General features: G+C 71.0%; 19 protein-coding genes. 8 read left to right on the forward strand and 11 right to left on the reverse strand.

Annotated features, from left to right (window positions below; all coding sequences use genetic code 11):
* Nucleotides 1-3: 3 nt before the first annotated feature.
* The 7 genes from ACZ56U_RS35850 to ACZ56U_RS35880 form a co-directional block, all read right to left on the reverse strand.
* Nucleotides 4-1,029 carry a LacI family DNA-binding transcriptional regulator gene (locus tag ACZ56U_RS35850; protein ID WP_469088110.1) on the reverse strand — a complete coding sequence of 342 codons (1,026 nt, stop codon included), beginning with the start codon at nucleotides 1,027-1,029 and terminating at the stop codon, nucleotides 4-6.
* Nucleotides 1,030-1,106: 77 nt separating this feature from the next.
* Entirely contained in the window at nucleotides 1,107-2,531 is a 1,425-nt protein-coding gene (locus ACZ56U_RS35855) for a BNR repeat-containing protein (RefSeq protein ID WP_469088111.1), read from the reverse strand.
* A 31-nt stretch (nucleotides 2,532-2,562) separates the two neighbouring features.
* Entirely contained in the window at nucleotides 2,563-2,883 is a 321-nt protein-coding gene (locus ACZ56U_RS35860) for an L-rhamnose mutarotase (protein WP_391238495.1), read from the reverse strand.
* A gap of 25 nt (nucleotides 2,884-2,908) precedes the next feature.
* Nucleotides 2,909-3,988: a rhamnose ABC transporter substrate-binding protein gene (gene rhaS / locus ACZ56U_RS35865; RefSeq protein WP_469088112.1), complete on the reverse strand. Its 1,080-nt coding sequence runs from the start codon at nucleotides 3,986-3,988 to the stop codon at nucleotides 2,909-2,911.
* Nucleotides 3,989-4,107: 119 nt separating this feature from the next.
* Nucleotides 4,108-5,082: an ABC transporter permease gene (locus ACZ56U_RS35870; protein ID WP_469088113.1), complete on the reverse strand. Its 975-nt coding sequence runs from the start codon at nucleotides 5,080-5,082 to the stop codon at nucleotides 4,108-4,110.
* Complete coding sequence (locus ACZ56U_RS35875; protein ID WP_469088114.1) at nucleotides 5,075-6,115, reverse strand: ABC transporter permease; 1,041 nt, start codon at nucleotides 6,113-6,115, stop codon at nucleotides 5,075-5,077. The genes ACZ56U_RS35870 and ACZ56U_RS35875 overlap by 8 nt, the downstream gene beginning before the upstream one ends.
* Complete coding sequence (locus tag ACZ56U_RS35880; protein WP_469088115.1) at nucleotides 6,112-7,629, reverse strand: sugar ABC transporter ATP-binding protein; 1,518 nt, start codon at nucleotides 7,627-7,629, stop codon at nucleotides 6,112-6,114. The genes ACZ56U_RS35875 and ACZ56U_RS35880 overlap by 4 nt, the downstream gene beginning before the upstream one ends.
* Nucleotides 7,630-7,925: 296 nt before the next feature.
* Here ACZ56U_RS35880 and rhaI point away from each other — a divergent pair, with 296 nt between their 5' ends.
* From rhaI to ACZ56U_RS35915, 7 genes are all read left to right on the forward strand, one after another.
* Entirely contained in the window at nucleotides 7,926-9,086 is a 1,161-nt protein-coding gene (gene rhaI, locus ACZ56U_RS35885; RefSeq protein ID WP_469088116.1) for an L-rhamnose isomerase, read from the forward strand.
* A gap of 114 nt (nucleotides 9,087-9,200) precedes the next feature.
* Nucleotides 9,201-11,240 (forward strand): bifunctional aldolase/short-chain dehydrogenase, encoded by a 2,040-nt coding sequence (locus ACZ56U_RS35890; RefSeq protein ID WP_469088117.1) that lies wholly within the window; start codon nucleotides 9,201-9,203, stop codon nucleotides 11,238-11,240.
* Between the two features lie 5 nt (nucleotides 11,241-11,245).
* Entirely contained in the window at nucleotides 11,246-12,685 is a 1,440-nt protein-coding gene (locus ACZ56U_RS35895; RefSeq protein ID WP_469088118.1) for a rhamnulokinase, read from the forward strand.
* Between the two features lie 104 nt (nucleotides 12,686-12,789).
* A complete protein-coding gene (locus tag ACZ56U_RS35900; RefSeq protein ID WP_469088119.1) occupies nucleotides 12,790-13,545 on the forward strand; it encodes a (Fe-S)-binding protein in 756 nt (251 codons plus the stop codon).
* Complete coding sequence (locus ACZ56U_RS35905) at nucleotides 13,542-15,020, forward strand: LutB/LldF family L-lactate oxidation iron-sulfur protein (protein ID WP_469088120.1); 1,479 nt, start codon at nucleotides 13,542-13,544, stop codon at nucleotides 15,018-15,020. Before ACZ56U_RS35900 ends, ACZ56U_RS35905 begins: the two co-directional genes overlap by 4 nt.
* Entirely contained in the window at nucleotides 15,017-15,694 is a 678-nt protein-coding gene (locus ACZ56U_RS35910) for a LutC/YkgG family protein (RefSeq protein WP_469088121.1), read from the forward strand. Before ACZ56U_RS35905 ends, ACZ56U_RS35910 begins: the two co-directional genes overlap by 4 nt.
* A 378-nt stretch (nucleotides 15,695-16,072) precedes the next feature.
* Complete coding sequence (locus ACZ56U_RS35915) at nucleotides 16,073-17,227, forward strand: ABC transporter ATP-binding protein (RefSeq protein ID WP_469088122.1); 1,155 nt, start codon at nucleotides 16,073-16,075, stop codon at nucleotides 17,225-17,227.
* 41 nt (nucleotides 17,228-17,268) lie between these two features.
* Here ACZ56U_RS35915 and ACZ56U_RS35920 read toward each other — a convergent pair whose 3' ends face one another.
* The 4 genes from ACZ56U_RS35920 to ACZ56U_RS35935 are packed head-to-tail and all read right to left on the reverse strand — an operon-like array spanning nucleotide 17,269 to nucleotide 20,180.
* Nucleotides 17,269-17,862 carry a hypothetical protein gene (locus tag ACZ56U_RS35920; RefSeq protein WP_469088123.1) on the reverse strand — a complete coding sequence of 198 codons (594 nt, stop codon included), beginning with the start codon at nucleotides 17,860-17,862 and terminating at the stop codon, nucleotides 17,269-17,271.
* 37 nt (nucleotides 17,863-17,899) lie between these two features.
* A complete protein-coding gene (locus tag ACZ56U_RS35925; protein WP_469088124.1) occupies nucleotides 17,900-18,835 on the reverse strand; it encodes an ABC transporter substrate-binding protein in 936 nt (311 codons plus the stop codon).
* Nucleotides 18,832-19,503, reverse strand: coding sequence for an ABC transporter permease (locus ACZ56U_RS35930; RefSeq protein ID WP_469088125.1), 672 nt, complete (start codon nucleotides 19,501-19,503; stop codon nucleotides 18,832-18,834). The genes ACZ56U_RS35925 and ACZ56U_RS35930 overlap by 4 nt, the downstream gene beginning before the upstream one ends.
* Nucleotides 19,500-20,180: an ABC transporter permease gene (locus ACZ56U_RS35935; protein ID WP_469088126.1), complete on the reverse strand. Its 681-nt coding sequence runs from the start codon at nucleotides 20,178-20,180 to the stop codon at nucleotides 19,500-19,502. The genes ACZ56U_RS35930 and ACZ56U_RS35935 overlap by 4 nt, the downstream gene beginning before the upstream one ends.
* Before the next feature lie 160 nt (nucleotides 20,181-20,340).
* On the opposite strand from ACZ56U_RS35935, the gene ACZ56U_RS35940 reads away from it, so the two are divergent.
* Nucleotides 20,341-21,132 (forward strand): ABC transporter ATP-binding protein, encoded by a 792-nt coding sequence (locus ACZ56U_RS35940; protein WP_469088127.1) that lies wholly within the window; start codon nucleotides 20,341-20,343, stop codon nucleotides 21,130-21,132.
* Nucleotides 21,133-21,134 lie beyond the last annotated feature (2 nt).

Consider the following 21,134-nt stretch of genomic DNA (forward strand, 5'->3'; position numbering starts at 1 on the left):
GGATCAGCGGGCGGACAGGCTGGAGCGGCGTACGACCAGTTCCGGCTGGAGGACGACCCGGCGGTGCTCGTGCCGGCGTGGAGCGGTCTCCGCCTCGGTCTCCTCCAGCAGCAGTTCGGCGGCGAGGGCGCCCATGGTGACAGCGGGCTGGCGGACCGAGGTGAGGGGGACGGCCGCGGCGGCGGCGAACTCGATGTCGTCGTAGCCGACGATGGCGAGGTCGTCGGGGACGTTTATCCCGGCCGCGTACATGGCCTGCAGGACGCCGAGGGCGAGGAGGTCGTTGGCGCAGAAGACGGCGGTGGGTCGGTCGGCGAGGCCGAGGAGGCGGGCGCCGGCGTCCCGGCCGGCGGCGACGTCGAGGCGCTCGGTGGGCAGTTCGCGCAGCACCTCGGGGGCGAGCCCGGCCTCGGCGAGCGCGTTGAGGGCGCCGGTGCGGCGGTCGCGGACCTGGTTGAAGCCGGGCGGGCCGCTGACGTAGGCGATGGTGCGGTGTCCGGCGTCGATCAGGTGGCGCACCGCGAGCGCGCCGCCGGCGACGTCGTCGACGGAGACCGAGCACTCCGTGGTGCCCTCGGCGACCCGGTCGACGAGGACGAAGGGGATGCCGTGACGCCGGAAGGTGTCGATGTTGCGGCCGGTCGCGTCGGCGGGGGTGAGCAGCACGCCCCGGACCCGCTGCTCGGCGAAGAGGGAGAGGTACTCGGCCTCCTCGCCGGGGCTCTGCGCGCTGTTGCAGACCATCACGCCGAGCCCGGCGTCCCGGGCGGCCCGCTCGGCGCCGCGCGCGACGTCCACGAAGAACGGGTTGCCCATGTCGAGGACGAGCAGCCCCATGATCCGGCTGCGGCCCGCGCGCAGTTGGCGCGCGGACTCGCTGCGGACGTAGCCGAGCCGGTCGATCGCGGACAGGACCCGGGCCCGGGTCTCGGTGGCGACGGAGTCCGGACGGTTGATCACGTTCGACACCGTGCCCACCGAGACTCCGGCGGCACGGGCGACGTCCTTGATACCCACCGACTGGGCCATCGGTCTGGAACCTCCAGGGGAACGAGGGGCGGCGGGCAGGTCTTCACATTACCGGCACACCGCCCCGTCACGACGCGTCAGGCGGGGAGCGCGAAGTCGACGACCCGCAGTGCGGACGGCGTCGTGCCGCTGGACTTCTCCTGGTACATGAACGACAGGACGTTGTCCTGCGCGACGCGCGTCTCGTCGATCACGACCTCGCCGAAGGCGTTGAGACCGCTGCCGTCGAAGAGGATCTTCCAGTCGGTGTGGCCGGACGCCTTGGAGGCGGCGGCGATCCGGCCGAACGGGAAGATCGCGTAGGCGTTGTCGTACTTGTCCAGGATCAGCTTGGTGCGCTGGCTGGAGCCGAGAACCACGGGGATCTCGGTCTTCTGCCAGGTGCCCGAGGAGTTCTTGCGGAGGTGGAAGGCGCGGCCGTTGGCGGTGCGGTCCGCGACGTAGTTCGTGGTGCACTGACCGAAGCGGCCGGGGACGTAACTGATGATCGCGTGCGGCAGGCCGGCGGAGTCGGTGAACTGGCTCTCCTGGTTCATCAGGGAGTGGTCCGGGTTCAGCGCGTCGACGACCAGTCCGGGGTCGGTGACGGCGACCTTGTCGGAGCCGCCGGTGGTGCCGACGACGGTGCCTGCGTTGTTGCGCCAGGTGCGGCCGCGGTCGTCGGAGTAGACGTAGCCGGTGTCGTGGTTGGTGATGCCGCCGGAGGAGCACATCACGGCGCCGTTCTGCTCACGCCAGGTGAAGAAGGAGTGCAGCCGGCCGTTGCGGTCGTAGTCGATGCCGTGCAGGTACATGTTGCGGGCCGTGGAGGAGCCGTGCTCGCTGGTGTAGGTGCCGGTGGAGCTGGACCACTCCCCGAGGTTGGTCCAGGTCGAACCGCCGTACTCCGCGAGGGCGTTGCGGCCGTTGCCGGATATCCCGACCCGGTAGCCGAGCTGGAGCTTGCCGTCCGGGGTGGAGATGAACTGCGGGTAGGTGAACTGCGAGGTCAGGGTGAGGCCGTCGAGCGTGGACTGGGGTGCGCCGAAGCGGCTCGCCGTCCAGCTCAGCCCGGCGGGGTTGTCCAGCAGGCCCGCCACCGACTTCACGTAGGTGAAGCCGTCGCTGTGGGAGTCCATGTTGAGGTGGAGGCGGCCGTCGACCTTGGAGACGCCCATGGAGATGACGTTGTGCGAGTCGCTGGCCTTGAGGGTGTGCCCGACCTTGACCGTCGACCAGGTGCCGCCGCCCAGGACGCGGCGGCCGACGACGGCGTTCTTGTCGGCGGTGTACCAGGCGGCGTACTGGTAGCCCTTGTAGGTCAACAGGCCGTTCTTCTGGAACGAGTTGTTGTTGACCAGGCCGTCGTAGGACACGAAGAAGACGGCCTGGCTGTCGAGCGTGGTGGTGCCCGTGCGGGTGACGGAGGGGCCGGGGTCGGCGGCGCGGGCGGTGCCGGAGGTGAGGGCGGGGGTCACCACGGCGCCGGCGAGGGCGGCGCCGAGCAGAGTGCGTCTCTTCATGGATGCGGCTCCTGAGAGTCCTGAGGGGGTGTCAGGCGAGGTGGAACACTTCGGTGAGCGGTTTCATGGCCTCGTCGGGGCGGGCGCCGTCCAGCGACTCGAAGAACGGCGCCATCTCCGCCTGCCAGCGGGCGTTGACCTCGGTGGCCGCCATGCCGGCCTGCGCGGCCGCGAAGTCCTCGGTCTCCAGGTAGCCGACGAGCAGGCCGTCGTCGCGCAGGAAGAGCGAGTAGTTGTGCCAGCCGGTGGCCGAGAGAGCGTCGAGCATCTCCGGCCACACCGCCGCGTGCCGTTCGCGGTACTCGGCGAGCTTGTCCTGACGGACCTTGAGCAGGAAACAGACGCGCTGCATGAAGTACCGCTCCTTCTGGGGGAGATCAGAAGTTGAACTGGTCGATGTTCTTGGCGTCGAACACGGTCGGCTTGCCGAGGTTGATCACGCCGTCCTTGCCGATGGTGTAGGTGGTGCCGCCGGCCTTGAAGGTCTCGCCTTCCTTACCGGTGATCTGGCCCGAGACCAGCGCCACGGCCGTCTGGGCGGCCAGCGCGCCGAGCTTGGCGGGGTCCCACAGCTCGAACGCCTCGACGGTGCCGTTCTTGACGTACTTGCGCATGTCGTTGGGGGTACCGAGGCCGGTCAGCTTGACCTTGCCCTTGTACTTGGAGCCCGACAGGTACTGGGCGGCCGCCTTGATGCCGACCGTGGTCGGGGAGATGATCCCCTTGAGGTTCGGGTACTCCTGGAGCAGGCCCTGGGTCTGCTGGAAGGACTGCTGGGCGTCGTCGTTGCCGTAGGCGGTCTTGACGAGCTTGATGTCCTTGTACTTGGGGTCCTTCAGCTCGTCCTTCATGAAGTCGATCCAGGTGTTCTGGTTCGTCGCGGTCTGCGCGGCGGACAGGATCGCGATCTCGCCCTTGTAGTCGATCTGTTCGGCGAGCAGCTGCACCTCGGTGCGGCCGAGGTCCTCGGCGGAGGCCTGTGAGACGAAGGCGTTGCGGCAGTCCGGCTTGGTGTCGGAGTCGTAGGTGACGACCTTGATGTCGTTCTTCATGGCCTGCTTGGTCGCGGTGCACAGGGCGCCCGGGTCCTGCGCGGAGATGGCCATCGCGTCGACCTGCTGCTGGGTGAGGGTGTTGACGTAACTCACCTGGCCCGCGGTGTCGGTGGCGTTGGACGGGCCGACCTCCTTGTAGCTGGAGCCCAGCTCCTTCAGGGCCGTCTCGCCGCCCTTGTCTGCGGAGGTGAAGTACGGGTTGTTGACCTGCTTGGGCAGGAAGCCGACGGTCAGGCCCTTCTTGGTGGCCGCGTTCGGGTCGGCCTTGCCGGCGGAGGCCGCGGAGGCGCCCTCGTTCTCGACGTCCTTCTTGGTGGTGCCGCCGCAGGCGGTGAGCGCCAGGGCGAGCGAGGTTCCGGCGGCGAGGGCCGCGCAGCTACGGCGGAGGGAGGACTTGCGCATGACGGTTTCCTTCTGACGAGGGTGAGCGGAAACGCCCTTGGGGGCGCGGGGTTGTATCAAGGTGCGGCTCCGCCGCGTGGGCGCGACCAGCCACGACGCGCCGGCAGCTGCAAGGCGGCCTACGACGTGAGCCTTTGCGCCCTGGCCACCGCGATCTGCCTGGCGACGCGCGGCCCGAGCACCGACAGCACCAGCAGGACTCCCGTGACGACGATCTGCGACTGCGCGGAGACGTCCTGGAGGCTCATCACGTTCTGGAGCGCGCCGAGCAGGAACACCCCGGCGATGGCGCCGCCGAGCGTGCCCTTGCCGCCGTCGAAGTCGATGCCGCCGAGCAACACCGCGGCGACCACCGAGAGTTCGAGGCCGGTGGCGTTGTCGTAGCGGGCGCTGGCGTAGTGCAGCGCCCAGAAGATGCCGGTGAGGGAGGCCATCAGACCGGTCACCGTGAACAGGATGAGCTTCTGCCGCTTCACGCGGACACCGGCGAACCGGGCCGCCTCCTCGCTCGCGCCGGTCGCGAAGACCGAGCGGCCGAACGGGGTGGCGTGCAGGACGATCACGGCGATCGCGAGCAGCACCAGGAAGGGCGGGAAGGCGTACGGGATGAAGCTGTCCCCGATACGCCCGGACGCGAAGTCCAGGTACTGGGTGGGGAAGTCGGTCACCGCGTTGGAGCCGAGCACGATCTGTGCGATGCCCCGGTAGGCGGCGAGGGTGCCGATGGTGACGGCGAGGGAGGGCAGCCCGAGCCGGGTGACGAGCAGACCGTTGATCAGTCCGCAGACCACTCCGAGCACCAGGCAGATCGGGATGATCGTCTCGATCGTCATGCCCTGGTTCCACAGGGCGCCCATCACGGCACCGGAGAGACCGGCGGTGGAGGCGACCGAGAGGTCGATCTCGCCCGAGACGACCAGAAGGGTCATCGGCAGGGCGATCAGAGCGATCGGAAGGGTGCCGCCGATCAGGAACGACAGGTTGAACGCGTTTCCGAAACCGTCGACCGTTCCGAAGGAGAGCAGGAGCACGACGATCAGGACGGCGCCGACGATCGTGTCCCACCGGATCGCGCGGCTGAGGGACTCAGGCATGGCGGGCGTTCCTCTTCTTCAGGGCCGAGGCCACGCGCAGCGCGACGACCCGGTCGACCGCGATGGCGAGGATGAGCAGGATGCCGTTGATGGCGAGCACCCACACGGAGCTGACGCCGAGGGCGGGCAGCACGCTGTTGATGGAGGTCAGCAGCAGGGCGCCGAGGGCCGCGCCGTAGACGCTGCCGGAACCGCCGGTGAAGACGACGCCGCCGACCACGACCGCGCTGACGACGGTGAGTTCGTAGCCGTTGCCGGTCCCGGAGTCCACGTTGCCGAACCGGGCCAGGTACATCGCGCCGGCGAGTCCGGCGAGGGCCCCGCAGAAGGTGTACGCGGCGAGGATCCGCTTGCGGACCGGGATGCCGGCGAGCCGGGCGGCCTCCGGGTTGGAGCCGAGGGCGTACAGCTCGCGGCCGCTGCCGAAGTGCTTGAGGTAGTACGCGGTGGCCACCAGCACCGCCAGCGCGATGAGCGCGAGGTACGGCACCGCCGAGATGCCGCCGGAGCCGAAGTCGATGAACCCGTCGGGCAGTCCCGCCGCGGTGATCTGGCGGGAGCCGACCCAGATGGAGTCGATGCCGCGGATGATGTAGAGCGTGCCCAGGGTGACGACGAGCGCGGGGACCTGACCGAGGCTGACGAGCAGGCCGTTCACGAGCCCGAAGCCGATGCCCATCAGCACGGCGAGGGCGATCGCCACGACCGGGTTGCCGCCGCCCTGGAGGTAGGTTCCGGCGGCGAAGGCGCTGATGCCGAGGGTCGACCCCACCGACAGGTCGACGTTGCGGGTGATGACGACGAGGGACTGGCCGGTGGCGACCAGGACCAGGATCGTCGCGTTCAGCAGGAGGTCCTTGATGCCCTGCTCGGAGAGGAACTCGCTGTTGCCGGCCTGGGTGACGGCGATCATCACCAGGAAGACGACCAGGATGGCGAGTTCGCGCATCTTGAAGACACGGTCGACCAGTCGGGTGCCGCTGGACCGTGGCACCTTGGCGACGGGGGTCTTGTCGGTGGTGGTCACCGTCATGCGGCGGCCCTCCCCGTGGCTGCGGCCATCACGGTTTCCTCGGTGGCGTCGGAGCGCGGGATCTCGGCGGTGAGGCGGCCCTCGTGCATCACCAGCACGCGGTCGGCCATGCCGAGGATCTCGGGCAGGTCGGAGGAGATCATCAGGACGGCCACACCGTCGGCGGCCAGTTCGCTCAGCAGGCGGTGCACCTCGGCCTTGGTGCCGACGTCGATGCCGCGGGTGGGCTCGTCGACGATCAGCACCTTGGGGCCGGTGGCCAGCCACTTGGCGAGGACGACCTTCTGCTGGTTGCCGCCCGACAGGGTGTTGACGGTGTCGGCGATCCGCGCGTACTTCACCTGGAGCCTGACCGCCCAGTCCAGGGACCGGCTGCGCTCGGCGCCGCGGTCCATCAGTCCCGCCTTCACGGTCGTCCGCAGTCCCGTGAGGCCGATGTTGCGCTCGATGGACATGTCCATCACCAGACCCTGGGCGCGCCGGTCCTCGGGGACCAGGGCGAGCCCCGAGGCCATCGCCACCGACGGCGCCCCGTTGGTGAGCCGCCTGCCGTCGAGCTCGACCTCGCCCGCGTCCCAGCGGTCGATGCCGAAGACCGCCCGGGCGACCTCGGTGCGCCCGGCGCCGACGAGTCCGGCGAGACCGACGATCTCACCGCGCCGGACGTCGAACGAGACGTCCGTGAAGACCCCCTCCCGGGTCAGCCGGCGCACGCTCAGGGCCACCTCGCCGGCCTCGACGTGCTGCTTGGGGTAGAGCTCTTCGAGGTCGCGGCCGACCATGCGGCGCACGAGGTCGTCCTCGGTCATGCCGTCGATCGGCTCGCTGGAGATCCAGGCGCCGTCGCGCAGGGTGGTGACCCGCCGGCAGATCTGGAAGACCTCCTCCAGCCGGTGGGAGATGAACAGCACCGCGGCGCCCTGTTCGCGCAGGGTGCGCACGACTTTGAAGAGGCGGGCGACCTCGCTGCCGGTCAGGGCGGCGGTCGGCTCGTCCATGATCAGGACGCGGGCCTCGAAGGAGAGTGCCTTGGCGATCTCGACGATCTGCTGATCCGCGATGGACAGTCCGCGTGCCGGACGGTCGGGGTCGAGTTCGACGCCGAGCCGCTGCATCAGGGCGGCGGTGGCCGCGTGGGTGGCCTTGTGGTCGATCCGGCCGAGGGCCCTGCGGGGCTGGCGGCCCATGAAGATGTTCTCGGCGATCGACAGGTCGGGGAAGAGCGTGGGCTCCTGGTAGATGACGGCGATACCGGCGTCGCGGGCGTCGCCGGGGCCGTGGAAGACGACGGGCGCGCCGTCGAGCAGCACCTGGCCCGCGTCGGGCCGGTGCACTCCCGCGAGGGTCTTGATGAGGGTCGACTTGCCCGCGCCGTTCTCGCCGGCCAGGGCGTGCACCTCGCCGGGGAACAGCTCCAGGGACACGTCCCGCAGGGCGCGCACGGCACCGAAGGACTTCGAGATGTCCTTGAGCGCCAGCACCGGGGAAGGACCCGTTTCGGACGGGTGGGTCATGAGGGGCTCCTCGACGACGCCCGGGGCCTGCCTCACGGCGTCGTGAAAGGTTTCAACTTGGTTGCCGGGACGTTAGGCACGCGGCCCATGTCACGTCAATGGGTTCGTGTCGAAAATATTTCGACGTAAGTAGGTCACGGCCGAGTCACGAGCAACAGGCTTGGCCGCAGGGGTTGACACCCCTCGAAGCGGCTCATAGCTTCCCGTCTTGAATCGTTTCACACCGAAGTGTTCTCGGAACGCGTTCTTGCCAACCTTTCAGAAGCCTTCCGACCCGACGTCACAGGAGCCCTGAAGTGACCGAGCTCGCCGCGGTGAAGGCCGCGCTCAAGACCCAGGCAGTCGAGACGCCGTCGTGGGCGTACGGGAACTCGGGAACGCGCTTCAAGGTGTTCGCGCAACAGGGCGTCCCGCGTACCCCGCAGGAGAAGCTGGACGACGCGGCCCAGGTGCACGCCTTCACCGGAGTGGCGCCGACCGTCGCCCTGCACATCCCCTGGGACAAGGTCGACGACTACGCCGCGCTGGCCAAGCACGCCGAGGACCGTGGCGTGAAGCTCGGCGCGATCAACTCCAACACCTTCCAGGACGACGACTACAAGCTCGGCAGCATCTGCCACCCCGAGGCCGCGGTGCGGCGCAAGGCGGTCGACCACCTGCTGGAGTGCGTCGACATCATGGACGCCACGGGTTCCACCGACCTGAAGCTGTGGTTCGCGGACGGTACGAACTATCCCGGGCAGGACGACATCCGCTCGCGGCAGGACCGGCTGGCCGAAGGACTGGCCGAGGTCTACGAGCGGCTCGGGGACGGCCAGCGGATGCTGCTGGAGTACAAGTTCTTCGAGCCGGCCTTCTACGCGACCGACGTCCCGGACTGGGGCACGGCGTACGCGCACTGTCTGAAGCTGGGCCCGAAGGCGCAGGTCGTGGTCGACACCGGCCACCACGCTCCCGGGACCAACATCGAGTTCATCGTCGCGACGCTGCTGCGGGAGGGGAAGCTCGGCGGGTTCGACTTCAACTCCCGGTTCTACGCGGATGACGACCTCATGGTGGGCGCGGCTGACCCGTTCCAGCTGTTCCGGATCATGTACGAGGTGGTGCGCGGGGGCGGGTTCACGCCGGACGTGGCGTTCATGCTCGATCAGTGCCACAACATCGAGGCGAAGATTCCGGCGATCATCCGTTCGGTGATGAACGTGCAGGAGGCGACGGCGAAGGCGCTGCTGGTCGACGGTGTCGCTCTGGCCGAGGCGCAGGCCTCTGGTGATGTCCTCGGTGCGAATGCCGTCGTGATGGACGCGTTCAACACGGACGTGCGGCCGCTGCTGCGTGAGGTGCGGGAGGAGATGGGGCTGGACCCCGATCCCATGGGTGCGTATCGGCGGTCTGGGTGGGCCGAGAAGATCGTTGCTGAGCGTGTTGGTGGTGAGCAGGCCGGTTGGGGCGCGTAAGCGTCTGCCGGGTTCTGTTTCGTCGCGGGTGCGGGCCGGATGTGGCTGGTCGCGCAGTTCCCCGCGCCCCTGGGTTAGTGCACTCGCCCTCTCTCCAAGAAGGACTGCAAGATCATGGCCATCCATCCCGAAGCCGCCGCTCTCCTCGCCCGGTCCCACCGGCTGGGCTCCGATCCTCGTAACACCAACTACGCCGGGGGCAACGCGTCCGCGAAGGGTGTCGACACCGATCCCGTCACCGGGGGTGAGGTGGAGTTGATGTGGGTCAAGGGGTCCGGGGGTGACCTGGGCACCCTGACCGAGAGCGGGCTGGCCGTGCTGCGGCTGGACCGGATGCGGGCGCTCGTCGACGTCTACCCCGGTGTCGAGCGCGAGGACGAGATGGTCGCCGCGTTCGACTACTGCCTGCACGGCAAGGGGGGCGCGGCGCCCTCCATCGACACCGCCATGCACGGGCTGGTCGAGGCCGCGCACGTGGACCATCTGCACCCGGACTCCGGGATCGCGCTCGCCTGCGCCGCGGACGGGGAGAAGCTGACCGCCGAGTGTTTCGGGGACACGGTCGCCTGGGTGCCGTGGCGCCGCCCGGGGTTCCAGCTGGGACTGGACATCGCCGCCATCAAGGCCGCGAACCCGCGGGCCATCGGGTGTGTGCTCGGCGGTCACGGGATCACCGCCTGGGGCGACACCGCCGAGGAGTGCGAGCGCAACTCGCTGCACATCATCCGCACCGCCGAGCGGTTCCTTCAGGAGCGCGGCAAGGCCGAGCCCTTCGGGCCCGCCCTCGAGGGGTACGGCGCCCTGCCCGAGGCCGAGCGCAGGGAACGGGCCGCCGCGCTCGCGCCGCATGTCCGCGCCCTCGCCTCCCAGGACAAGCCGCAGGTCGGCCACTTCACCGACTCCGAGGTCGTACTCGACTTCCTGGCCGCCGCCGAGCACCCCCGGCTCGCCACGCTCGGCACCTCCTGCCCCGACCACTTCCTGCGCACCAAGGTCGCGCCGCTCGTCCTGGACCTGCCGCCGGCCGCGCCGCTGGAGGAGGCCGTCGCCCGGCTGAAGGAGCTGCACGCCGCGTACCGCGAGGAGTACGCCGCCTACTACCGGCGGCACGCGCTGCCCGACTCCCCCGCGATGCGCGGCGCCGACCCGGCGATCGTGCTGATCCCGGGCGTGGGCATGTTCTCCTTCGGCAAGGACAAGCAGACCGCGCGGGTGGCCGGCGAGTTCTACGTCAACGCCATCAACGTGATGCGCGGGGCGGAGGCCGTCTCCACCTACGCGCCGATCGAGGAGTCCGAGAAGTTCCGCATCGAGTACTGGTCCCTGGAGGAGGCCAAGCTCCAGCGGATGCCGAAGCCCAAGCCGCTCGCCACGCGGGTCGCGCTGGTCACGGGTGCGGGCAGCGGGATCGGCAAGGCGATCGCGCACCGGCTCGTCGCCGAGGGCGCCTGTGTCGTGGTCGCCGACCTCAACGGCGACAACGCCGCCGCGGTCGCCGAGGAGCTCGGCGGCCCCGACAAGGCCGTCGCGGTGACCGTGGACGTCACGTCCGAGGAGCAGATCGCCGAGGCCTTCAAGGCCGCCCTGCTCGCCTTCGGCGGGGTGGACCTCGTCGTGAACAACGCGGGAATCTCCATCTCCAAGCCGCTCCTTGAGACCTCCGCCAAGGACTGGGACCTCCAGCACGACATCATGGCCCGGGGCTCCTTCCTCGTCTCGCGCGAGGCCGCCCGGGTGATGATCGCGCAGGGGCTGGGCGGCGACGTCGTCTACATCGCCTCCAAGAACGCCGTGTTCGCGGGCCCCAACAACATCGCCTACTCCGCGACCAAGGCCGACCAGGCCCACCAGGTCCGCCTGCTCGCCGCCGAACTCGGGGAGCACGGCATCCGCGTCAACGGGGTCAACCCGGACGGTGTGGTGCGCGGCTCGGGGATCTTCGCGGCCGGCTGGGGTGCCCAGCGCGCCGCCGTGTACGGGGTGGAGGAGGAGAAGCTGGGCGAGTTCTACGCGCAGCGGACCATCCTCAAGCGCGAGGTGCTGCCCGACCACGTGGCCAACGCCGTCTTCGCCCTGACCGGCGGGGAGTTGACCCACACCACCGGTCTGCACATCCCGGTCGACGCCGGCGTCGCGGCCGCCTTCCTGCGGTGACGGGCGTGAAAACGTACGCCGCGGTCGACCTCGGCGCGTCCAGCGGACGTGTCATGGTCGGCCGCGTCGGGCCGGACAGCCTGGAGCTGACCGAGGCGCACCGCTTCGCCAACCGGCCGGTGCGCACCCCCGAGGGACTGCGCTGGGACATCCTCTCGCTGTACGCCGGTGTCCTGGAGGGCCTGCGCGCGGCCGGGCAGATCGACTCGGTCGGCATCGACAGCTGGGCCGTGGACTACGGCCTCCTCGACGCGGACGGGGCGCTGCTCGGCAACCCGGTGCACTACCGGGACGCCCGCACCGAGGGCGTCGCCGAGAAGGTGTGGGCGACCGTGCCCGCCGAGGAGCTGTACGGGGCCACGGGGTTGCAGTACGCGCCCTTCAACACCCTGTACCAGCTCACCGCGGCCCGCTCGTCGGCGCAACTGGCGCATGCCCGGAGGCTGTTGCTCATCCCCGACCTCCTGACGTACTGGCTCACCGGCGAGCAGGGCACCGAGCTCACCAACGCCTCGACGACCCAGCTCATCGATCCCCGCACGCGCGCGTGGTCGTACGACATCGCCGCGCGGCTCGGGATCGACCTGGACCTCTTCGCGCCGCTGCGGCAGCCCGGTGATCCGGCCGGTGTGCTGCGGCCGGAGGTGCTGGAGGAGACCGGGCTCACCGGGCCCGTGCCGGTGACGGCGGTCGGTTCGCACGACACGGCGTCCGCGGTGGCCGCCGTGCCCGCCGCCCCCGGTGAGCGGTTCGCGTACATCTGCACCGGCACCTGGTCGCTGGCCGGTCTGGAACTGGACGCGCCGGTGCTGACGGAGGAGAGCCGGGCGGCCAACTTCACCAATGAGCTGGGGCTGGACGGCACGGTCCGGTACCTGCGCAACATCATGGGGCTGTGGCTGCTCCAGGAGTGCGTACGGGCCTGGGGCGAACCGGAGTTGGGGACGCTGCTGCGGGACGCGGCGAAGGCGCCGGCGTTGCGGTCGGTGGTGGACGCGGGGGACGCGGCGTTCCTCGCCCCGGGGCGGATGCCGGAGCGGATCGCCGAGGCGTGCCGCACCTCGGGGCAGCCGGTGCCCGTATCGCCCGGCGAGATCACGCGGTGCATCCTCGACTCGCTGGCCCTCGCCCACCGCAGGGCCGTCGCCGACGCGCGACGGCTCGCCGACCGTCCCGTCGACGTCGTGTACGTCGTCGGGGGCGGCACCCGCAACGCGCTGCTGTGCCAGCTGACCGCCGACGCCTGCGGGCTGCCGGTGGTGGCGGGCCCGACGGAGGCGGCGGCCCTCGGGAACGTCCTGGTCCAGGCCCGGACGCACGGGCTCGCCGGTGACCTGGCCGGCGCGCGCGGGCTCCTCACCCGTACCCAGCCGTTGACCCGGTACGAACCCCAGGGAGACACCGCGCCGTGGCGCGAGGCGGAGGCCCGGCTCGCCGTCCGGTGAGCGGGGTCTCCCCCGCTCCGCGCCGCCCCACTACTCCCCCACTACGCTGAACGCGTGGGGGAGGGCCCCCACACCCATCCGATGATCGAACGCAAGGAGCCGCGATGCGTGTCGCCCTGTTCCTGACCTGTGTGAACGACACGCTCTATCCGGACACCGGGCGCGCTGTGGTGAAACTGCTGACCAGGCTGGGCGTGGAGGTCGACTTCCCGATGGCCCAGACCTGCTGCGGACAGGCGCACTACAACACCGGCTACCGCCATGAGGCCGAGCCGATGGCCCGGCATTTCTCCGATGTCTTCGGGGAGTACGAGGCGATCGTCACGCCGTCCGGGTCGTGCGGGGCGATGGTGCGGGAGCTGTATCCGCGGATGGGCGAGCGGGCCCGGGCCGAGGGGCGGGGGGACGGCCTCGCGGCCACGCTGGCGCCCGTGGTCCCGAAGACGTACGAGCTGACCGAGTTCCTGGTGGACGTCCTCGGGGTCACGGACGTCGGCGCCTGCTACCCGCACAAGGTGACCTACCACCCGACCTGTCACGGACTGCGCGGTCTGGGACTCGGCGAGCGGCCGCTGCGGCTGCTGCGGGCCGTCAAGGGGCTGGAACTGGTGGAGCTGCCGGGGGCGGAGGAGTGCTGCGGGTTCGGCGGCACCTTCGCCCTGAAGAACGCCGATGTCTCCGCGGCGATGGGCGCGGACAAGGTGCGCAACGCCGAGTCGACCGGCGCCGAGGTGCTGTGCGCCGCCGACAACTCCTGCCTGATGCACATCGGCGGCACGATGGCCCGGCTGAGCACCGGCATGCGGCCGGTGCACATCGCGGAGATCCTGGCGAGCACGGAGGAGGAACCGGCCGTATGAGCGGGACGTTCGTAGGGATGCCGGCCTTCCCGAAGGCCGCGCACGAGGCGGTGGCCAACGAGACCCTGCGCGGGAATCTGCGCCACGCCACGCACACCATCCGCGCCAAGCGCGAGAAGGCCGTCGCCGAGGTCTCCGACTGGGCGGAGCTGCGCGAGGCGGGCAAGCGGATCAAGGACCACACACTCCGTCATCTCGACCGTTATCTCGTGCGGTTGGAGGAGTCGGTGACGGCGGCGGGCGGCACCGTCCACTGGGCCGCCGACGCCGACGAGGCCAACCGGATCGTGACCGAACTGGTCAGACGGACGGGCGAGTCGGAGGTCGTCAAGGTCAAGTCGATGGCCACGCAGGAGATCGGGCTCAACGAGGCGCTGGAGGAGGCGGGGATCCGCGCCTACGAGACCGATCTCGCCGAACTCATCGTGCAGTTGGGCAAGGACCGGCCCTCGCACATCCTGGTCCCGGCGATCCACCGCAACCGGGGCGAGATCCGGGACATCTTCGAGCGGGAGATGAGCGAGTGGGGCCGCCCCGCCCCCGAGGGGCTGACGGACACCCCCGCCGAACTGGCCGAGGCCGCGCGCCTGCACCTGCGCGAGAAGTTCCTGCGCGCCAAGGTCGGCGTCTCCGGCGCCAACTTCATGATCGCCGAGACCGGCACCCTGGTGGTCGTGGAGTCCGAGGGCAACGGGCGGATGTGCCTGACCCTGCCCGAGACCCTGATCTCCGTCGTCGGCATCGAGAAGATCCTGCCGACCTGGCGGGACCTGGAGGTCTTCCTCCAGACGCTCCCCCGGTCCTCGACGGCCGAGCGCATGAACCCCTACACGTCCACCTGGACCGGCACCACGGACGAGGACGGACCGCGCGCCTTCCACCTGGTCCTGCTCGACAACGGCCGCACCGACACCCTCGCCGACGAGGTCGGCCGCCAGGCCCTGCGCTGCATCCGCTGCTCGGCGTGCCTGAACGTCTGCCCGGTCTACGAGCGGGCCGGCGGCCACGCCTACGGCTCGGTCTACCCGGGCCCGATCGGCGCCATCCTCAGCCCCCAACTCCGGGGCACGGCAAGCGAGATCGACGCCTCCCTGCCGTACGCGTCCTCCCTGTGCGGGGCCTGCTACGAGGTGTGCCCGGTCGCCATCGACATCCCCGAGGTGCTGGTGCACCTGCGCGAGCGGGTCGTGGAGGGCGGGCCGGTGACCCGGGAGGGCAACAAGGTCGTGCTCAAGCCGGCCAAGGGGCACGCCGCCGAGCGTGCGGCCATGCGGGCGGCCGGCTGGGCGTTAGCCCGCCCCGGCGCCCTGCGCGCCGGCCAGCGGCTCGCCTCGCGCACCCGGCGGCTGCATCCGCGCAGGCTGCCGGGGCCGGGAAAGGCGTGGAGCGGCACCCGGGACCTGCCGCCGCTGCCGGCGGAGCCGTTCCGGGACTGGTGGCAGCGCACCAACGGCGGAAAGGACGGCGCCAAGTGAGCAGCAGGGAACGGATTCTGGGCCGGGTGCGGCGCGCGCTGGCCGACGTGCCCGGCGAGGACGCCCCGATCGAGCGCGCCTATCTGCGGGAGCACGGCGACCGCAGCGTCGAGGAGACCACCGACCTGCTGGCCGAGAACCTCGCCGACTACCGGGCGATCGTGCACCGCTGCACCGCCGGCGACCTCGCCCCGACGATCGCCGGGATGCTGGCCGCCCGGGGTGCGAGGACGGTACTCGTGCCGCCGGGCCTGGAGCCGTCGTGGCTCGCCGAGGCGGAGGCCGACCAGGTGCCGGACCGGGCGGAGAGCACCCCGCACGAACTGGACCGGGTCGACAGCGTGGTCACGGCGTGCGCGGTGGCGATCGCGGAGACCGGCACGATCGTGCTCGACGGCTCGCCCGACCAGGGCCGCCGCCGTATCACCCTCGTGCCCGACCACCACATCTGTGTCGTACGGGTCCCGGAGCAGGTCGTCTCCTCCGTCCCTCAGGCGCTCGAACGTCTCGACCCGGCCCGCCCGTTGACATGGATCTCCGGTCCTTCGGCGACCAGCGACATCGAGCTGGACCGGGTCGAGGGGGTGCACGGTCCGCGCACCCTGGAGGTGGTCCTGGTGGGCCCTCAGCCGAGCGCGGAGGCCAACTCACAGCTCCCGCAGGGCAGTCGGTAGGTCGTGACGCCGTCCGTGAAGCCCGCGTACCCACCCCCTCGACACGGGGCGTCGATGGGGATGCGCGGGGTCGCGGTGCTGTTGGCGGGAGCGGTGGCCGATCGCCTGGCTCGCGGTCCGTCCTCGACCACGCGCTGATCCTGGACGCGGTGCACCGGCCGAACCTCGGGCGCCGCGCGTCGACGCCGAGCGGGTTCGTGCGGTGCTCGACCGTGAGGCCCTCGACGGCGGTGCGGTCGCCGACGGGGGCGGCCGAGGCCACTCCGGCACCGTCGGCACCACCGGCACCACCGGCACCGTTCGCCCAGGCGCGGCACTGGCCGGCCAGGGGGACCTCGTGGGAAGGCGCCGTGCGGCACACGCCGTTAGCGTGTGGACATGATCCGGTTCGAGCAGGTCAGCAAGCGGTATCCGGACGGTACGAGGGCCGTGGACGAGCTGAGTTTCGAGGTGTCCGAGGGCGAGCTCGTCACACTCGTGGGCCCCTCCGGCTGCGGCAAGACGACCACCATGATGATGGTCAACCGGCTGATCGAGCCGACCTCGGGGCGGATCCTCGTCAACGGCGACGACATCGCGGACGTCGACCCGGTGCGGCTGCGACGGCGGATCGGTTACGTCATCCAGCAGGTCGGGCTCTTCCCGCACCGCACGATCCTCGACAACACGGCGACCGTGCCGGCGCTGGTGGGCTGGAAGAAGGCGAAGGCCCGGGCGCGCGCGGCCGAACTGCTCGACCTGGTGGGCCTGGACCCGAAGCGGTACGGGCCGCGCTATCCCGACCAGTTGTCCGGCGGGCAGCGCCAGCGGGTCGGCGTGGCCCGGGCGCTGGCCGCCGATCCGCCGGTGCTGCTGATGGACGAGCCGTTCGGGGCGGTCGACCCGGTGGTGCGCGAGCAGTTGCAGGACGAGTTCCTGCGGATGCAGGCCGCGGTGCGCAAGACGGTGCTGCTGGTCACGCACGACATCGAGGAGGCGGTGCGGCTGGGTGACCGCATCGCCGTGTACGGGCAGGGGCGGATCGAGCAGTTCGACACGCCCGGGACGGTCCTGGGGGCACCCGCGACGCCGTATGTGGCCGAGTTCGTCGGCGCCGACCGTGGGCTGAAGCGGCTGTCGGTCACCGACATCGAGGCCGACGACCTGGAGCAGCCGCCGCTGGCCCGCCTGGACGAGGCGGCCAGCGCCGCGGCGGAGCGGCTCGGTGCGGACGGGGCGCGCTGGGCGGTGGTCCTGGACGACGCCGGCGAACTCCACGGCTGGGTCGGCGTGGACGACCTCGGCGCGGGCGGCACGGTCGGCGACCACACCCACCGGATGAACGCCTGGGTGCCGGTGGGCGCGCCCCTGAAGCAGGCCTTCGGTGTGATGCTCCAGCACGACGCGGGCTGGGTCGCGGTACTGGACGGCGCCCGGTTCCTGGGCGTCCTGACCCCGGCGAAGCCCCACGAGGCACTACGGCGCTCGGTGGACGCGGACGCGCTGGGGGTGCCTCGGGATCAGGTGCGGTTCGAATCCGTGGCGGACGCGTAGGCCCGCCGGACGCCCTACCCCTCGCCCGCCCGGCCGTCACGTCAGCTGTAGACGATGGGGCAGCCGTGGCGCAGGGAGTACTGGGCGGCGCGCAGATGGAGCCCCACGTAGAACGCCGCGTCCAGGTCGTCGGCCCACGGGCCGGGCCGGGTGGCGGCGGTCTCTTGCGCCGAGCCGTCGAGCAGCCATCGGGTCAGACCCAGATGCGGGCTCTCCACCGGCAGCACGGGCGGCAGCCCGATCGCCCAGGCCAGCCGCTGGGCGAGGGCGAGTACCTGGGGCGCTCCCGCGATCACGGTCTCGTCCGTGTAGGCGGAGCCGATCGGCAGGCGTATCTCCTCGTCGAGCGAGATCGGCACCAGCACCGACCAGTCGCACAGCCGTTCCTCCTCCTCGCGCGTCAGGTGCGTGCCGCACAGCGCGACGAAGCCGTCCATGGAGGGGCTGAGCTTCTCCGAGAAGGCGAGGTCGTCGCTCTCCGGGGGCACCGACTCGTACGGCGGCAGCCCGCGCCGCCGCAGCTCCTCGTTCAGCCCCGAGGCGATGGCGCCGAACCCGGCGTCCTCCTCCTCGTCGACGTCCTCCCCCTCGTCGAACCACTCCTCGGCACCGACGCTCGTCAGGTAGATCCCCATGCCCGGAACCTACAACCCCCCACTGACAACGCCCGCCTCACGTCAGCAGGTCCTTGTCCTCCAGATAGGTCCGCGCCACGTCCTTCGCCAACCGGCGCCAGCTGTCGACCTGTTGGTTCATCGACGCCAGGTCGGCCGTCGTCAGGACGTCGTTGAGCCTGCCGAGCGCCTTGGTGACCCCCTCACCGCCGGCGCGGGAGCGGTTGACGACGGGGACGACGTAGTCGGCGTTCTGAAGGTGCTTGTCGTCGGCCAGGATGACCAGGCCGAAGTCGCTCAAGGTGGCGTCGGTGGTGGTGGTCAGCACCATCTGGTCGCGGCCGCTCTGGACCGCCCGCTTGGCCTGGGTGGTGCCGACCCCCTTGGGGTCGACGCCGGTGATGTCGATGCCGTAGGTCTTCCTCAACCCCGGTGCGCAGTATGGACGTCGAACGCACTCGTCGCCCGCGGCGAGCCGCACCTTCAGGCCGGAGGCGCCCAGGTCGCTGAGGGTCTTCAGGTCGTGCTCGCGGGCGTAGGAGGCGCTCACCGCGAAGGCGTTCTGGTCGACGGCTCGGCCCGGGTCCAGCACCGTGAGGCCGCGCGGGGTGGCCAGTCGGCGCAGCGCCTTCATCGTGGCGTCGAGGTCGGGTGAGCCGACCGGGGGCGCGCCGGCTCCGGCGGTCTTGGCGTTGAGCCAGTCGGCGAAGGTCGCCGCGTACTCGGGCACAACGTCGATCTGGCCGGACTCCAGGGCCGGTTCGTACAGTTCGCGGTTGGCGACCGTGAGCAGAGAGGTCTGGTAGCCGGCCTGGTCCAGCAGCAGCGCGTACATCTGGGCGAGCAGGTCGCTCTCGGTGAACCCGGCTGATCCGACGGTCAGTTGGTGGCTGTCGCCGGGCGCCGCGGTGACCGCGCCCTGGTTCTCCAGGGACGGACCCGTCGCACATCCCGTCAGCAGCAGCGCGAGGAGCACACCCAGGCGTCGCCTCATCGCGTGCCCCTCGCCCAGTGGGGCGCCAGCCGCTCGGCGATCTCGAAGACACCCTCGACGAGCAGCGCGAACGCGGCGACGAGCACCGCTCCGGCCACCACCTGGGGCGTACTGGCGAGGTTGAAGCCGGCCGTGATGATCCGGCCCAGTCCGCCGCCGCCCGCGAGCGCGGCGATGGTCGCGGTCGCGACGAGCTGGACGGCGGCGATCCGCACCCCGTTGAGCACCAGGGGCAGCGCCAGCGGCAGTTCCACGCGGAGCAGCGTCTGCCGCCCGGTCATCCCCATGCCCCGGGCCGCCTGGACGACGCCGCGGTCCACCTCGCGCACGCCGACGTAGGCGTTGGTGAGCAGCGGCGGTACGGCGAACAGCACCAGGGCGACGATCGTCGGGCCCTCCCCCCAGTCCCCGACCGGGGTGAGCAGCAGCAGGACCAGGACCGCGAAGGTGGGGACCGCCCGGCCGACGTTGGAGATGTTGACCGCCAGGGCGCCGCCCTTGCCCAGGTGGCCGAGGACGAGCGCCACGGGGAGGGCGATCAGGCAGCTGACGACCAGGCAGACGACGGTGAGGAGGAGGTGCTGGAGCAGCCGGTGCCAGATGCCGTCGTCGCCCGCCCAGTGGGCGGGGTCGGCGAGCCAGTCCCAGGCGTCGGTGAGGGGCGTCATCCGCGGCCCGCCCTCGTCCACGGGGTGAGCAGCCGCTGTACGCCCAGGAGCAGTACGTCGGCCACCACGGCGATCACGACGCACAGCACGGAGGCCGTGAGGACCTGCGCCTTGAAGTAGGTGTTCATGCCCGCGTAGATGAGGTTGCCGAGTCCGCCGAAGCCGACGATCGCGCCGACCGTCACCAGGGACACCGCGGAGACCGTGGCGATGCGCAGGCCGGCCATCGCGGCGGGCAGGGCGAGGGGCAGTTCGACGGTGAGCAGCAGGCGGACGGGGCCGTAGCCCATGCCGCGGGCGGCCTGCCGGGTGTCCTCGGGGACGGCCCGCAGCCCGGCGAGGATGTTGCGCACCAGCAGGGTGAGCGAGTACAGGACGAGTCCGGCGACGACCAGGGCCGCGGAGAGCCCGTACACGGGCAGGAGCAGGGAGAACATCGCGAGCGACGGGATCGTGTAGAGGACCGTCGTGAGGGCGAGGACCGGTCCGGCCGCCCAGCCCCAGCGGCGCGCCAGCACGGCGAGCGGCAGGGCGATGACGAGGCCGATGAGCACCGAGAGCGAGGTCAGTTGCAGATGTTGGAGGACCGCGTCCCACAGGATGTGCCGGCGGGTGCTCAGGTACGCGCCGCAGATCCACTCGTTGCGTGCGAGGCAGTCGTCCGGTGGGGCGGTCACGACTCCATTGCACCGGCCGCCGCGGGGGGTGGCGCGTTGGGGTGACCCGTACGGGGTGTCGTTGGGTACACCTGCCGATACGGGCTCTGGGCCCCATGTGCTCGCCCCGCCGTCTCCGTACCTTCGCTGTCAGGGCACAGGGAGTGCCGACGAAGAGGTGATGACGGTGTTTCGCACCCGTTCGCGACGTACGCACGACACGGGCCCCGCCGCCGAGGCACTGCGGCTGGTGAAGGTCTCCAAGACCTACGGCAGCGCCGACAGCGCGGTGACCGCCCTGGACGGGGTGACGTTCAGCCTGCCCCGCGCCACCTTCACGGCGGTCATGGGGCCGTCGGGCTCCGGCAAGTCGACGTTGCTGCAGTGCGCGGCCGGGCTCGACCGGCCCGACAGCGGGATCGTCGCCGTGGACGGTACCGAGCTGACCGGTGGCGGTGAGGCCGAGTTGACGAGGTTCCGGCGGGGCCGGATCGGGTTCGTGTTCCAGCAGTACAACCTGCTGGAGACGCTCACCGTCGCGCAGAACACGGTGCTGCCGCTGAAGCTCGCCGGGCAGCGCGTCGACCGGGGGCGGGCCCGGGAGGTCCTCGCCCAGGTCGGTCTCGGTGACCGGCTCGGCCACCGTCCCGACCAGCTGTCCGGCGGTCAGCGCCAGCGGGTGGCGATCGCCCGCGCCCTGGTCACCGAGCCGCGGGTGATCTTCGCGGACGAACCGACGGGCGCCCTGGACACCCGCAGCGCCCGCGATGTGCTGCGGCTGCTCCAGGAGGCGGTGCGGGTGCACGGGCGGACCGTGGTGATGGTGACGCACGACCCGGTGGCCGCCGCCTACGCCGACTCGGTGCTGTTCCTCGCCGACGGCCGGCTGGCCGGCGGGATGACCGCGCCCACCGCGGACGCGGTCGCCGAACGCCTCGCCCACCTCGGCGACGACCTGACAGCGGGGGTGTGAGC

It is taken from the genome of Streptomyces sp. NPDC034103 (assembly GCF_055575395.1).

Excerpts from the sequence above, each read along its gene's own strand:
- ACZ56U_RS35850 (WP_469088110.1), bottom strand. The coding sequence starts at position 1,029 with ATGGCCCAGTCGGTGGGTATCAAGGACGTCGCCCGTGCCGCCGGAGTC.
- ACZ56U_RS35855 (WP_469088111.1), bottom strand. The coding sequence starts at position 2,531 with ATGAAGAGACGCACTCTGCTCGGCGCCGCCCTCGCCGGCGCCGTGGTG.
- ACZ56U_RS35860 (WP_391238495.1), bottom strand. The coding sequence starts at position 2,883 with ATGCAGCGCGTCTGTTTCCTGCTCAAGGTCCGTCAGGACAAGCTCGCC.
- rhaS (WP_469088112.1), bottom strand. The coding sequence starts at position 3,988 with ATGCGCAAGTCCTCCCTCCGCCGTAGCTGCGCGGCCCTCGCCGCCGGA.
- ACZ56U_RS35870 (WP_469088113.1), bottom strand. The coding sequence starts at position 5,082 with ATGCCTGAGTCCCTCAGCCGCGCGATCCGGTGGGACACGATCGTCGGC.
- ACZ56U_RS35875 (WP_469088114.1), bottom strand. The coding sequence starts at position 6,115 with ATGACGGTGACCACCACCGACAAGACCCCCGTCGCCAAGGTGCCACGG.
- ACZ56U_RS35880 (WP_469088115.1), bottom strand. The coding sequence starts at position 7,629 with ATGACCCACCCGTCCGAAACGGGTCCTTCCCCGGTGCTGGCGCTCAAG.
- ACZ56U_RS35890 (WP_469088117.1), top strand. The coding sequence starts at position 9,201 with ATGGCCATCCATCCCGAAGCCGCCGCTCTCCTCGCCCGGTCCCACCGG.
- ACZ56U_RS35900 (WP_469088119.1), top strand. The coding sequence starts at position 12,790 with ATGCGTGTCGCCCTGTTCCTGACCTGTGTGAACGACACGCTCTATCCG.
- ACZ56U_RS35905 (WP_469088120.1), top strand. The coding sequence starts at position 13,542 with ATGAGCGGGACGTTCGTAGGGATGCCGGCCTTCCCGAAGGCCGCGCAC.
- ACZ56U_RS35915 (WP_469088122.1), top strand. The coding sequence starts at position 16,073 with ATGATCCGGTTCGAGCAGGTCAGCAAGCGGTATCCGGACGGTACGAGG.
- ACZ56U_RS35920 (WP_469088123.1), bottom strand. The coding sequence starts at position 17,862 with ATGGGGATCTACCTGACGAGCGTCGGTGCCGAGGAGTGGTTCGACGAG.
- ACZ56U_RS35925 (WP_469088124.1), bottom strand. The coding sequence starts at position 18,835 with ATGAGGCGACGCCTGGGTGTGCTCCTCGCGCTGCTGCTGACGGGATGT.
- ACZ56U_RS35930 (WP_469088125.1), bottom strand. The coding sequence starts at position 19,503 with ATGACGCCCCTCACCGACGCCTGGGACTGGCTCGCCGACCCCGCCCAC.
- ACZ56U_RS35940 (WP_469088127.1), top strand. The coding sequence starts at position 20,341 with ATGACGGTGTTTCGCACCCGTTCGCGACGTACGCACGACACGGGCCCC.